Origin of the sequence: Streptomyces sp. NPDC048338 (assembly GCF_043201055.1) — a bacterium.
Lineage (GTDB): Bacteria > Actinomycetota > Actinomycetes > Streptomycetales > Streptomycetaceae > Streptomyces.
Genome location: NZ_JBICYQ010000017.1, coordinates 74454 through 88207 on the forward strand (window position 1 = coordinate 74454; position 13754 = coordinate 88207).

Below are 13754 nucleotides of genomic sequence, written 5' to 3' on the forward strand. Positions count from 1 at the left end.
CGCCTCCTCAGTGGCGGTGGGCTCCGCCGGACGCCGTCCCGGCGGCCGGCTTCTCCCGCGCGGCCCCCGTGTGGTGAGCGCCGTGGCCGTCGTGCCCCGGCACCGTGCCGTCCGGTTTGGCCACCAGGAAGAGACCGGCCATTCCCATGTCGGAGTGGCTCTGCACATGGCAGTGGTACATCCAGGCGCCCGCCCCGACGTGCTCGCCCGCGACGACCTGGAACCCGAACGAGTCCGCGGGCCCGGTGATCTTGTTGTCGATGACCCGGCTTACGTCCTCCGGTCCGGCCGACAACCCCGTGCGGTTGTCGGCCCAGCGATGACCGTGCAGGTGGAAGGTGTGGTAGTACTCGCCGTGCGTGATCATGACGACCTCCACCCGGTCCCCCACCGTGGCGAGGAAGTCCGGCGCTTCGGCCGCCGGCCGGTTGTTGATCGTCATGTCGTTGAAGACGATCGTGAACTGCTTGTCCGGCAGGACGTCGCCCTTGCGTCGGACCACCAGGGCGCCGTACAGCCCCTTGCGGATGCCGCCGGTGCCGTGGTCGGTGCCCACGACGTGGTCGTGGTAGTGCCAGTACCCGGCGCTGCCGGGACGCCAGGTGCCGTCGGGGCGACGGCCGGGGGTGTGGGTGCGCCAGGTGTAGGTGCGGATGGCGCCCGGTTCGACGTGGCTCCCGCTCATCCTCGTGCCGTCGTTGTCGATGTCGTAGTCCACGCCGTGGGGGTGGAGGCTCGCGGGGACGTCCAGCAGGTTCTCGAACTCGATGTGGAGGGTGTCGCCCTCGTTGATCTCGATGAGGGGTCCGGGCACGGACGGTTCGCCCTTTTCCAGGCCGTATCCCATCAGACCGTCGGCCGTCTTCTCGGCGAAGAGCTTGAGGTGGCGTATCTGCCCGCCGGCCGGGGCAGTTCTGAGCGTGACCGCCGTGCCGGGTGTGGCGTTGGAGGCCGAGGCGATTGACAACGATGTCACACCGGTCGCGGCGACGGCCCCGCCCGCGAGCAGGCGACGGTGGAAGCTGCGTCGGTCCATGTCGAACTCTCCGGTCGTCAGTGGAGATCGGCGGGACGCGGAGCCCCGGGCGGGCGCCTCGCCCCCTGGGGACGGGCCAACACGGTAGCGGGGCAAGGGCAGTTCATCCACACCCAGGACAAAGTTTGTCCGGTTGTGGTCATAGCCCTTGGCGATCCGAGCAAAGACGTCTAGCTTCACTGGCTGTTGTTGTGACCTCAGAGGGATGGGTGACTCATGAAGCGCACACCACATCACCGTTCGAGATCCGGAACAGGCTTCGCAGTGGCGGCACTCGGAGCCTGCGCCCTGGCCGCCTCCCTGCTCGGGGGCGACCCCGCCTCGGCCAGGCCGTATCCGGATCCGCCGACGACCACGGATGCACGGGCTTCGGCGACCTCGACGTCCCCGACAACGTTGTCGTTACCGTCACCGCCAGGTGGCGCGAACGTGCGGGTGCTCGTCTTCCACGGATCCGCGGCCGCGGAGTCGCCGACGGTCGACGCGGGCATCGCGGCCGTCGAGAGCATCGGACTGTCCGGCCCGGCCGCCGGACGCTTCCGCACGGAGGCCACCGACGACCCGTCCGTGTTCACCGACTCCCGACGACTCGGCCGCTTCAACGCGGTGGTGTTCCTCACGGGCGGCGGCGACGTCCTCGACCCCGAGCAGGAGGCCGGCCTGGAGGCCTACATGGAGGCCGGCGGCGGCTTCGTCGGCGTGCACGAGGCCGCGCGGACCGAGCCCTACTCCGCCTGGTTCACCGGCCTGATCGGCGCCCGGCCGACCGGAGCCCCCAGCAGCACGCAGCGCGCGGTGGTCGAGGTGGGCGACCGGCAGCACCCGGCCACGAAGTCCCTTCCGCTGGAGTGGAAGAGGCCCGACAAGTGGTTCAACTGGGCCCGCAACCCGTCCGGCACCGTGCACACCGTGGCGCGGGTCCGGGAAGCCTCGTACCAGCCCGCCGCCACACCGAACGGCTGGGACCACCCGGTCTCGTGGTGCCGTGACTACGACGGCGGCCGGTCCTTCTACACCGCCATGGGCGGCACCGTCGACAGCTACGCCGAGACGGACTTCCGCGACCACCTGCGGGGCGCCATCGCCTGGACCTCCCGCATCTCCCGGGCGGACTGCAAGGCGACCATCGACGCCAACTACCTCGCCGAGCGCGTCACCAGGCCCAACCAGCCCGGGCAGAACGACCAGATCGGCGAACCGCACGGTCTCGTCGCCGCTCCCGACGGGCGCATCCTGTACATCGGCCGCGGCGGCGCCGACGCGAGCGTGCCGGTCGTGACGGACTGGAACGACCCGGACGTCGGCAAGGGCAGCGGCGAGATCCACGTCTACGACCCGACGACCCGGCAGGTCACCAGGGCCGGCGCGCTCACCGTCTTCGGCAACAAGGGCGGCGGCGACGAACTGGTCAAGAACGAGGAGGGACTCCTCGGCATCGAACTCGACCCCGGCTTCACGACCAACGGCTGGGTGTACCTGCACTACACCCCGCACTCCCGCATCGACCGCGCGACGCACATGGGCGAGCGGCGGGTCTCCCGCTTCACGCTCGACCTCGCGACGAACCGGCTCGACCTGGCGAGCGAGAAGGTGCTGCTGAGCTGGCCGGTGCAGATCCACAGCTGCTGCCACGCGGGCGGCGGGATGGCCTGGGACTCCAAGGGGAACCTCTACATCGCCACCGGCGACACCAACTCGTCCGGTTCCAGCGGTGGCTACTCGGGCAACAACCCCGCCCCGAACTTCAAGGGCGTCTCCTTCGCGGACGCCCGCCGCACCGCCGGCAACACCAACAACCTCAACGGCAAGATCCTGCGGATCCACCCCGAGGACGACGGCACCTACACCCTCCCCGCGGGGAACCTCTTCACCGGCGAGGAGACCGCCGAGGGCGGCGGCAGGACCCGCGGCGAGATCTACGTGATGGGCGTCCGCAACCCGGCGCGCATCTCCGTGGACAGGACGACCGACATCCTCTACGCGGGCTGGGTCGGCCCCGACGCGGGCGCGCCGTCGACGACCTGGGGCCCGGCCAAGTACGACACCTTCGCCGCGATCACCAAGGCGGGCAACCACGGCTGGCCGTACTGCATGGGCAACGGACAGCCCTATCGGGACCGCAACCTGCCCGACCCGAGCGTGCCGCGCGGCTGGTACGACTGCGCCGCCCCGAAGAACGAGTCGCCGAACAACGACGGACTCGTGAACCTGCCCCCGGTGACGGGGAACACGATCTGGTACTCGCCCCAGGGCGGCGGCGTGGACTACCCGAGGGACGCGAACGGCGTCCCGAGCTACAAGCAGGAGGAGCAGCGGCTCCTGCTGCCGTGGCTCAAGGGCGGCGGGCAGGCGACCATGAACGGTCCGCTCTACCGCTTCGACGCCGCGAGCGCGTCGACGGTGAAGTGGCCGTCGTACTGGGACGGCAAGTGGTTCGTCGGCGACTTCTACGACGGGGAGCAGCCGCGGCACGCCGTGCTGACCGATCCGAAGACCGTCGGCAAGGGCGGCCTGCCGGTGCACGCCGAGTCCCTGAAGAAGATCATTCCGGTCGGCCAGGGCGGCATCCGCAACCTGATGGACTGGAAGTTCGCCCCGGACGGTTCGCTGTACGTCCTCGACTACGGGCGGGGCTTCTTCACCTCGCACTCCGACTCCGCGCTGTGGCGCGTGACCTACAAGGGCGGCGGGCCGACCCCGGCCGCGGACCAGCTGGCAAGGAAGGCGGCGCAGTGATCACGAGACACCGGGGCGCGAGCCTGTGGGCGGCCCTGCTGGCCGCGGTGGCGATGGTGGTGGGGCTGACCTCGGCCTCGGCCTACGGCAGGTCCGACGATGTACTCCGGGACGGCGCGGCACAGGTGCTGACCTGGAAGGCCGGCGATCCGATCGACCACTACCTGGAGTTCCCCACCACGGCGGTGGCCGGCGCGGCGACGATCGTGTTCGAGAACAGCGCGGCCACCGGCAACACGACCGGTATGCCGCACACCCTGACGTTCGACGTCTCCGACCCCGAGTACAACAACGACGTCCCGCTCAACATCCTGGCCAACCCGAACGACGCGAACGGCGGCCGGCACACGGTGGAGGTGACGCTGACGCCGGGCCGGTACCTGTTCAAGTGCACGATCCCCGGACACGGTCAGATGCAGGGCATCCTCACCGTCACCGAGGGCGGCGGGGAGGACACCACCGCGCCGGAGACGACGGCGAAGGTCGAGGGGGACCGCAACGCCGACGGCGCCTACGTCGGCCAGGCGACCGTGACGCTCGCCGCGACGGACGCCGGGTCGGGCGTCGACACCGTCGAGTACGCGGTCGGCGCCGACGGCCCGTGGCAGCCGTACACCGCGCCGGTCGTCGTCGACGGGGTGGGTGCGCACACGATCCGCTACCGGGCGAGCGACAAGGCCGGCAACACGGCCGTCGAGAAGAGCGCGGCGTTCACGGTCGTCGCCCCGCCCACGGACGACACGACGGCGCCGGAGACCTCGGCGACCGTGTCCGGGGAGCGGGACGACCAGGGCCGCTACCTCGACATGGCCACGGTGACGGTGACCGCGTCCGACACCGGGTCCGGCGTCAACACCGTCGCGTACGCGATCGGCGACGGCGCCTGGCAGCCGTACACGGCGCCCGTGATGGTGCACCAGGCGGGCACCCACACCGTCCGCTACAAGGCGAGCGACAAGGCCGGCAACGCCGCCGCCGAGAAGTCGGTCGGCTTCACGGTGGTGACGCAGCCCGACCCCGACACGACCGCCCCGGTGGCCTCCGCGTCGGTCGCGGGCGAGCGGAACTCCGACGGTGCCTTCATCACCAGCGCCACGGTCACGCTGTCGGCGACCGACGCGGAGTCGGGCGTCGACCGGATCGAGTACTCGCTCGACGGCGGCCCGTACCTCGCGTACACCACGGCGGTGATCGTCGATCGGGTCGGCCGGCACACGGTGCTGTACCGGGCGACGGACAAGGCGGGCAACACCTCGACGGCGGGGAGCACGGCCTTCACCGTGGCCGAGGGCGGCGGGGTGCCCGCACCCGACTGCCCGGAGTTCGACGAGCGGCTGACGGTGATCGTGGGGACGGTCGACAGCGGCGTCCCGAACCGCATGACGAACCGGCGCTGCACGATCAACGAACTCATCGAGGACGAGAAGGACTGGGCGTCGCACGCGCTGTTCGTCAAGCACGTCGACGCGGTGGTCGACCGGCTGCTGACCGACGGAGTCGTCGACGCCCGCGAGCACCGCCTCATCCACCGTGCCGCCAAGCAGTCGGGCATCGGCAGGCCGGGCCAGACCGAGGGCTACCGCGATCTGTTCGACGGCACGGCGGCGAGCTTCTCGAAGTGGGAGCACGTCGGCGGCGGCAGGTTCGCGCTGAGCGCGGACGGGGCCATGACCAGCAGCACCACGGTGCCGGGCATGGGCATGCTGTGGTTCCCGCAGCGGCAGTACGGCGACTTCTCGCTCAAGCTCCAGTGGCGCGACGACGCCCCGGGCGCCGGCAACGCCAACGGCGGCGTCTTCGTGCGCTTCCCGTACGTCCACGGCAACCCGGAGGAGTCCCGTCCGGAGTGGGTGGCCATCAAGTACGGGCATGAGATCCAGGTCCTGGACCGGCCCGACGGCGACATGTACAAGACGGGTTCGGTCTACGGCTTCGACCGCGTGGGCCTCGCCGGCGCCGCCGTGACGCCCAAGGGCACCTGGAACGACTACGAGATCCGGGTGAAGGGCCAGCACTACTCGGTCTTCCGCAACGGCAGGCTGATCAACGAGTTCGACAACACCGGCGGTCAGGTCTTCGAGCCGCCGCGCTCCGACGACCCGGGCACCGACGGCCGGCGCTACGCCTCCGGCTACATCGGGCTCCAGGTCCACGGCACGACGGACGTCATCTCCTACCGGAACATCCGGGTGAAGACGTTGTAGGGAGCGTCGAGGGGTCCTCTCCCGCACCGGGGAGAGGGCCCTTCGTGCGCGGTCGCGGAGGTCCTTCCGCCGGAGGGGTCCGGGGCACGGGCCGTCGCGTACCGGAGCGGTCCCGCGTGATCGAACATACGATGGGCGGGAGCCGGCGCGGGCAGCTCGTGCGTGCCGGCGGTCCGGAGCGCACAGGGCGGAGACGCATGCCACAGGCCGGCGACGCAGCACGGACCGTCATCCTGACGGTGGACGACGACCCGGGAGTCTCCCGCGCCATCGCCCGCGACCTGCGGCGCCGCTACGGCGGCGGCTACCGCATCGTGCGTGCCGAATCCGGTGAGTCCGCGCTGGAGGCACTGCGCGAGCTGAAGCTGCGGGGCGATCTGGTGGCCGTGATCCTCGCCGACTACCGCATGCCGCAGATGAACGGCATCGAGTTCCTCGAACAGGCCCTGGGCGTGTACCCGGGTGCGCGGCGCGTCCTGCTGACCGCGTACGCCGACACCGACGCGGCCATCGACGCGATCAACGTCGTCGACCTCGACCACTACCTGCTCAAGCCGTGGGACCCGCCGGAGGAGAAGCTCTACCCGGTCCTGGACGATCTCCTCACGGCCTGGCGCACCAGTGACTACCGGCCGGTGCCCGCCACGAAGGTGGTCGGCCACCGCTGGTCGGCGCACTCCTCGCGGGTGCGCGAGTTCCTGGCCCGCAACCAGGTCCCGTACCGCTGGTACTCCTCCGACGAGCCCGAGGGGCGGCGGCTGCTGGACGCGGCCGGGACCGACGACCGCAGGCTCCCCCTGGTGATCACGCCGGACGGGACCGCCCTGGTCGAGCCGGAGGCGCCCGACCTGGCGGCGCGGGTGGGACTCGCGACCACGCCGGCGGCCGAGTTCTACGACCTCGTCGTCATCGGCGGCGGCCCGGCCGGGCTCGGCTCGGCGGTGTACGGGGCCTCGGAGGGCCTGCGGACCGTGCTCGTCGAGCGGTCGGCGACGGGCGGGCAGGCCGGCCAGAGCTCCCGCATCGAGAACTACCTCGGCTTCCCGGACGGCGTCTCCGGCGCGCAGCTCACCGACCGCGCCCGCCGTCAGGCGAGCCGCTTCGGCGCCGAGATCCTCACCGCGCGCGAGGTCACGGGCCTGGAGGTCAACGGCGCGGCGCGCGTCGTACGGTTCTCCGACGGCTCGGCGGTCGCCGCCCACAGCGTCATCCTGGCGACGGGCGTGTCGTACCGGCAGCTGGCGGCGCCCGGCTGTGACGACCTGACCGGCCGCGGGGTGTACTACGGCTCCTCCCTCACCGAGGCGTCGGGCTGCGAGGGCCAGGACGTGTACGTGGTCGGCGGCGCGAACTCGGCCGGGCAGGCGGCCGTGTACCTGGCGCGGGGCGCGAAGTCGGTGACGCTGCTGGTGCGCGGGGAGTCCCTGGCGGCGTCGATGTCGTACTACCTGGTCCAGCAGATCGAGGAGGCGCCGAACATCACGGTGCTGCCGCGGACCGTCGTGGAGGCGGCGCACGGCGAGGGGCACCTGGAGCGGCTGACGCTGCGGAACGTCGCGACGGGTGCCACCGAGGCGGTCGACGCCCAGTGGATGTTCGTCTTCATCGGTGCCGCCCCGTTCACCGACTGGCTGGGCGGGACGGTCCTGCGTGACGAGCACGGATTCATCCTGGCCGGACCCGACCTCACGGCGGACGGACGCCCGCCGGCGGAGTGGGAACTGGACCGGCCGCCCTACCACCTGGAGACCAGTGTTCCCGGCGTGTTCGTGGCGGGTGACGCGCGCGCCCAGTCCGCGAAGCGCGTCGCCTCCGCCGTAGGAGAGGGAGCCATGGCCGTGATGCTCGTCCACCGTTATCTGGAGCAGTCGTGAGCGGGCGGGTGATGCCCTGCGACCCGCGGGAGATCGCCACCCTGTTCCTGTTCGAGAAGCTGTCCCCGGAGCAGCTCGGGCGCCTGTGCGCCGAGGGGCGGACGGAGCGGTTCGACCCGGGTCCGGTGTACACCGAGGGTGATCCCGCCACCTGCTTCTACGTGATGATCGAGGGCACCGTCGTGCTGTCCCGCCGGGTCGGGGGCGACGACGTGGAGGTGAGCCGTACCTCGCAGCGGGGCGTGTACGCCGGGGCGATGCAGGCCTACCTGGGCGACCGGGTGCCGCAGACGTACGTCAACTCGATGCGGGTGACCGAGTCCACCCGGTTCTTCGTGCTGCCGGCGGAGTCGTTCGCGGACATCATGCGGGAGTGGTTCCCGATGGCCGCGCACCTGCTGGAGGGGCTCTTCTTCGGCTCCAAGAACACCCAGCGGGCCATCGGGCAGCGGGAACGCCTGCTGGCCCTCGGCTCGCTGTCCGCCGGACTGACCCACGAGCTCAACAACCCGGCCGCGGCGGCGGTCCGGGCCACGGCGGCGCTCCGCGAGCGCGTGGGCAAGATGCGGCACAAGCTGGCCGTCATCGCCCAGGGGCCCTACTCCCGCGAGGCTCTCGCCGACCTGATCGAGATCCAGGAGCGCACCGCCGAGCGGGTCGCCAAGGCACCGGCGCTGACCCCGCTGGAGGCGTCCGACCGGGAGGACGAGCTGGCCGACTGGCTCGACGACCACGGGATCGCGGAGGGCTGGCGGGTCGCGCCGACCTTCGTGCAGGCCGGGCTGGACACGGACTGGCTGGACCAGGTGGCGGCGACCGTGGCCGAGGACATCCTGCCCGGGGCCATCGGCTGGCTCAACTACACGGTCGAGACCGAGCTGTTGATGGACGAGATCGGCGACTCCACCACCCGCGTCTCGCACCTGGTGGACGCCGCGAAGCAGTACGCCCAACTGGACCGCGCCCCGCATCGCGACGCCGACGTCCACGAACTCCTCGACAGCACGCTGCTGATGCTGTCGGGCAAGTTCGGTCCCCTGATCCGCGTGGTGAAGGACTACGACCGGTCCCTGCCCGACGTGCCCGCCTACCCGGCCGAGCTCAACCAGGTGTGGACCAACCTCATCGACAACGCCGTCGCCGCCATGGGGAGCACCGGCGGCGAGGGCACCCTGACGGTCCGCACGGCCCGGGAGGGCGACCGGCTGCTCGTCGAGTTCCGGGACACCGGCCCCGGCGTCCCGGAGGACATCCGCGGGCGCATCTTCGACCCGTTCTTCACCACGAAGCCGGTCGGGGAGGGCACGGGGCTCGGCCTCGACATCTCGTGGCGGATCGTCGTCCACAAGCACCACGGCAGCCTCGAGGTGGAGTCCGTGCCGGGGGACACCCGGTTCCGGGTACTGCTGCCGCTGACGGCCCCGGAGGCCGAACCCGGACCCGAGGCCCTGTCCCCGACCGACGCCGACGGCACCGAGGAGCCGGCATGACCGAGATCGACGGCATCGACCCGAGCGTCCCGCCCAGCGGCACGGGCTGCGCGGACTGCGACACCGCCGGCGGCTGGTGGTTCCACCTGCGGCGCTGCGCCCAGTGCGGCCACATCGGCTGTTGCGACTCCTCACCGGGTAGGCACGCCACCGCTCACTGGAAGTCCACCGGGCACCCCTTGGTGCAGAGCTTCGAGCCCGGCGAGGACTGGTTCTGGAACTACGCCACGGACGCCCTGTACGAGTCGGGCCCCGGCCTGACGCCGCCGGGCGGCCACCCGGCCGACCAGCCCTCCCCGGGCCCGGCCGGCCGCGTCCCGGACGACTGGCAGCGACGGCTGCACCGCTGAGGGCGGGAGGGAGGGGCGGTGCTCCCTCGGTCGCATGGTGCGCGTGGTGCGGCGAGAGCTCCCGGCGCCCCGGGCACCGTCGTCACCGTCCCGACGGGCTCGCCGCCTCGGTCGCCGTGTGGGCGGAGGCGAAGGTGAAGGCGCGCGGCGACGGGCCGTGCGCCCGAAGGTCCGCCAGCCGCTCCAGGGCCTCGCCGACCGTCGGGCGGTGGCCTGCGGGGACCCACCAGAGCACCAGGTGGGCCTCCACGTGCCGGGCGAACCAGTCGCGGCGTCCCCGCATCACCTCCAGGTGCCCGCTGCGGTAGGTGAAGTCCCACAGCGCCTCCTGGCTCTCCCACACCGACATGTTGACGATGACGTCCTCCCCCGCCGGGCGCAGGCCGGTGGCGTCCGGCGATCCCTCCGCCACCAGCCGCCACACGAAGCCGGGCGCGGCGTCGGCGGCGGCGTTGACCGGGTCGAGCATCTCGACGAACGGGGCCATGCGCGGGTCGTCGAGGGGGTGGAGGAGCGTGGCGACGTTGAGCTGGGCGAGGTGGGCGGCGGGCGCAGATGCGGTCATGGCGTCATCCCAGCACGGCCCGGTTTTCTATGTCAATGATTCTTGTTTTTAGAATGCTCGACCACCACGCAGCACTCCCCCGGCCGGGCGTCCATACGGGCGCGGACGGGGCCGTCCGTGCCGAGGAGCCCCTCCAGGAGCGCGAGGTTCATGCCGCAGACGAGCGGCGGGAAGCGTTCGGCGACGGCGTGGAAGGGGCAGTTGCGCATGCGGACGACGACCGAAGGGCCCGCTCCGGACGCCGGCCCGACGGATTCGGCACCGTCGGCGCCCGGAGCGCCGTCGTCCGTTCCGGCGCCCTCCAGATGCGGCTCGTAGCCGCGGGCCGCCAGCACCTCCATGGCCTCGTCGAGTCCGCCACAGGGCGCGGCCGGGCCGCGCAGGGCCTCGCCCCGGCGGCGCGCGGCGGCGCAGAGCCCGGCGTCCAGCCCGGCCTGTTCGGCGGCCTCGGCGAGCAGCTCCGCGGCGGTTCGGTAGTCGCGGGCCGGCAGGGACACCGACCGTTCGGCCCGCACCCGCGTGTACACCTTGGCCGGGCGTCCCGCACCCGGACCCGAGCGTCCCGTCAGACGGCGGCTGCCGCTCTCCAGCAGCCCGACCTCGGTCAGCCGGTCCAGATGGTGCGCGGCGAGCGTCCGGGCCACCCCGGCCGCCTCGGCCGCCTCGTTGCGGCCGACCTCGCGGCCCTGCGCCGCCACGTACTCGTACAGACGGCGCCGTACCGGATCCTGCAGCGCCGCGATCGCGTCGATGTCCTCCATCCCGCCATTCTAGGAACAACGCAGGTTGGAGATAGAAAGCCGAGTACGCGGGGCAGCTCCGCGGCCCGCCGTAGGGTGAATCCCGCACGTGACCGAAGAGGAGGCCGGAGTGGCCGGAACGATCGAGGCCGAGTCCGCCGAGGTGATGGCCGAGCTGGCCGAGCTGGAGGACCCGAAGGTCCGCGCGGTGAACGAGAGGCACGGCGACGACCACGGCGTGAACCTCGGCAAGCTGCGCGCGGTCGCGAAGCGGCTCAGGACACGGCAGGACCTCGCGTGCCGCCTCTGGGAGACGGACGACTCCGCGGCGAGACTGCTGGCGGTCCTGATCTGCCGGCCGAAGGCGTTCGAGCGGGACGAGCTCGACGCCATGCTGCGCGAGGCCCGCACGCCCAAGGTCCACGACTGGCTCGTGAACTACGTGGTGAAGAAGAGCCCGCACGCCGAGGAGCTGCGCCTGGCCTGGCTCGCCGATCCGGATCCCGTGGTCGCGAGCGCCGGCTGGGCGCTGACCACCGAACGCGTGGGGAAGAAGCCCGAGGGCCTCGACCTGCCGGGACTGCTCGATGTCGTCGAGGCGGAGATGAAGGACGCCCCGGACCGCCTGCAATGGGCGATGAACCACTGCCTGGCCACGATCGGGATCGAGCACGCCGAGTACCGCGCCCGCGCCCTGGACATCGGTGAGCGCCTGGAGGTGCTCAAGGACTACCCGACTCCCCCGGGCTGCACGTCTCCGTTCGCGCCCGCCTGGATCACCGAGATGGTCCGCCGGAAGGACGAGGCGTAGGGAGCCTGCCCGCCCGACCGGCAGGACACCCCCCGTAGGCCGGCCCGCCTCCGTACGGCCGCGGCGCAGGATGCCGCGGCGCCCCGGACCGCGATGCCCGTGCCGCGATGCCCGGCGCGGGGCGGGCCCCGGCGGGTGGCCGGGGCCCGCGCGGCCGGACTCAGGAGCGGTCGAAGGGGATCTCGCGCTTGAGGATCTTGCCGGTGGCACCCTTGGGCAGGGTCTCCAGCAGCATCACCTCGCGGGGGTACTTGTAGGGGGCGATCCGCTCGCGGACGAAGTCCCGCAGCTCGTCGGCGGTGGCCTCCGCTCCGGGGCGCAGCGCGACGGCGGCCGCCACCTCCTCCCCGAGGGCGGGGTGGGGCACACCGATCACGGCTGCCTCGGCGACGGCAGGGTGCTCGTACAGCACCTCCTCGACCTCGCGGGGGTAGACGTTGAAGCCGCCACGGATGATGAGGTCCTTCTTGCGGTCGACGATGAAGTAGAAGCCGTCCTCGTCGACGCGGGCGAGGTCGCCGGTGTGCAGCCAGCCGTCGACGATGGTCTCGGCGGTGGCCGCCGGGCGGCCCCAGTAGCCCTTCATGACGTTGTGGCCGCGCACGCACAGCTCGCCGACCCCGTCCTCGACGTCGGCCAGCCGCATCTCGACGCCTTCGATCGGCGTGCCCACGGACCCGGCCTTGCGCGGACGGTCGGGGTGGTTGAACGAGGCCACGGGCGAGGTCTCGGACATGCCGAAGCCTTCCAGGACGGGGCAGCCGAACGCCTCCTCGAAGGCGTGCAGGACCTCCACCGGGAGGGAGGCGCCGCCGGACGCGGACAGCCGCAGCGAACCGGTGTCGTACGCGTCCGGCCGCTGCGCGCGCGTGCCGGCCAGCGCGGCGTACATGGTGGGGACGCCCGCGAAGAGCGTGACGCCGCGGTCCTGGATGGTCCGGAGCGCCAGATCCGGCTCGAAGCGGGACAGCAGGGTGAGGCGGGCGCCCGCGGTGACCGCCGTCAGCATGGCGCAGACCTGGCCGAAGGCGTGGAACAGCGGCAGGCAGCCCAGGACGACGTCCTCGGGGCGGAGGTCGAAGAGCGAGCGCGCGCAGATCTCGGCGTTGCTCCCGATGTTGGCGCTCGTCAGCTCGGCGCCCTTGGGCACGCCGGTGGTACCGGAGGTGTAGAGGATGACGGCGGTGTCGTCGTCCCGGCGGTCCCGCGCGGGAAGGGGGCGCGGGTGCGGGGCGAGCAGTTCGGCCAGCGCTCCCGCCCGGAACGGGACCACCTCGGCCCCGGTGCCGTCCGCCGCGCGCTCGGCCTCGGCGACGGCGGAGTCGTGGGCGAAGAGCAGCGCGGCGCCCGAGTCGCGCAGGCAGTGTCCGATCTCCCGGGCCTTGAGGAGCGGGTTCATCGGCACGACGACCGCGCCGGCCCGCAGGACGCCGAAGTACAGGGCCGGGAACTCGAGCAGGTTGGGCAGCATCAGGCCGACGCGGTCGCCGGGGACCACACCGCGGTCCGCGAGCAGCGCGGCCACCCGGCCCGCGTACGCGTCGAGTTCGGTGTAGGTGAGGGAGTCGTCGCCGAGTTCGACGGCGATCCGGTCGCCGTGGACCGCCACGGTTCGGCTGAGAAGGTCGGCCAGGTTCACTGCGAACTCTCGTTTCTGCGGAGGAGGGTTGAGGTCCTGCGGGTGGGTGGACGTCGGGCGGCCTCGCAGCGCGGAGGCCGGTACACCGGGCAGTCTGCCGAAGCCGGGCTTCGCGGTGAAGCGGGTGGGCCGTCCGAGACTGGTCTCCCGGGGCCGAGTCGGTGCGGGGCGGCAGTCCACGGAGCACCCGGCGACCCGACGGCAGGGCCGGTAGCGAGACGTGAGCGGGCCGGGGACGGCACCGGAGGCGAAGCCGCGGGCGGGACCTGCGCGCCGGCCGCGGCCGGATCGCTCCCGCACCGGCGGCCC

At 72.2% G+C, this 13754-nt stretch carries 10 protein-coding genes; 6 read left to right on the forward strand and 4 right to left on the reverse strand.

What is annotated here, in order from left to right; genetic code table 11:
- Positions 1-7: 7 nt before the first annotated feature.
- Positions 8-1036 (reverse strand): multicopper oxidase domain-containing protein, encoded by a 1029-nt coding sequence (locus ACGFZF_RS33225; protein WP_393560340.1) that lies wholly within the window; start codon positions 1034-1036, stop codon positions 8-10.
- Between the two features lie 216 nt (positions 1037-1252).
- Between ACGFZF_RS33225 and ACGFZF_RS33230 the strand changes: the two genes are divergently transcribed.
- The 5 genes from ACGFZF_RS33230 to ACGFZF_RS33250 all read left to right on the forward strand — a co-directional run bounded on the left by ACGFZF_RS33230 (position 1253) and on the right by ACGFZF_RS33250 (position 9690).
- On the forward strand, positions 1253-3772 hold the full coding sequence (locus ACGFZF_RS33230) for a ThuA domain-containing protein (RefSeq protein ID WP_393560343.1): 2520 nt from the start codon (positions 1253-1255) through the stop codon (positions 3770-3772).
- A 53-nt stretch (positions 3773-3825) separates the two neighbouring features.
- Positions 3826-5976, forward strand: a complete 2151-nt coding sequence (locus ACGFZF_RS33235) for an OmpL47-type beta-barrel domain-containing protein (protein WP_393560523.1) — start codon at positions 3826-3828, stop codon at positions 5974-5976.
- Positions 5977-6173: 197 nt separating this feature from the next.
- Complete coding sequence (locus tag ACGFZF_RS33240; RefSeq protein WP_393560345.1) at positions 6174-7850, forward strand: FAD-dependent oxidoreductase; 1677 nt, start codon at positions 6174-6176, stop codon at positions 7848-7850.
- Positions 7847-9340, forward strand: a complete 1494-nt coding sequence (locus ACGFZF_RS33245; protein ID WP_393560347.1) for an ATP-binding protein — start codon at positions 7847-7849, stop codon at positions 9338-9340. The genes ACGFZF_RS33240 and ACGFZF_RS33245 overlap by 4 nt, the downstream gene beginning before the upstream one ends.
- Entirely contained in the window at positions 9337-9690 is a 354-nt protein-coding gene (locus ACGFZF_RS33250; protein WP_356602058.1) for a UBP-type zinc finger domain-containing protein, read from the forward strand. Before ACGFZF_RS33245 ends, ACGFZF_RS33250 begins: the two co-directional genes overlap by 4 nt.
- Before the next feature lie 82 nt (positions 9691-9772).
- On the opposite strand, the gene ACGFZF_RS33255 is transcribed toward ACGFZF_RS33250, so the two are convergent.
- Positions 9773-10255, reverse strand: a complete 483-nt coding sequence (locus tag ACGFZF_RS33255) for a DUF3291 domain-containing protein (RefSeq protein ID WP_393560350.1) — start codon at positions 10253-10255, stop codon at positions 9773-9775.
- Positions 10256-10287: 32 nt separating this feature from the next.
- A complete protein-coding gene (locus tag ACGFZF_RS33260) occupies positions 10288-11016 on the reverse strand; it encodes a helix-turn-helix transcriptional regulator (protein ID WP_393560352.1) in 729 nt (242 codons plus the stop codon).
- Between the two features lie 145 nt (positions 11017-11161).
- Here ACGFZF_RS33260 and ACGFZF_RS33265 point away from each other — a divergent pair, with 145 nt between their 5' ends.
- Positions 11162-11806, forward strand: coding sequence for a DNA alkylation repair protein (locus tag ACGFZF_RS33265; RefSeq protein WP_393560525.1), 645 nt, complete (start codon positions 11162-11164; stop codon positions 11804-11806).
- 160 nt (positions 11807-11966) lie between these two features.
- Here the strand turns inward: ACGFZF_RS33265 and ACGFZF_RS33270 are convergent, their stop codons facing one another.
- Positions 11967-13445, reverse strand: coding sequence for a long-chain fatty acid--CoA ligase (locus ACGFZF_RS33270; RefSeq protein WP_393560354.1), 1479 nt, complete (start codon positions 13443-13445; stop codon positions 11967-11969).
- Positions 13446-13754: the final 309 nt, after the last annotated feature.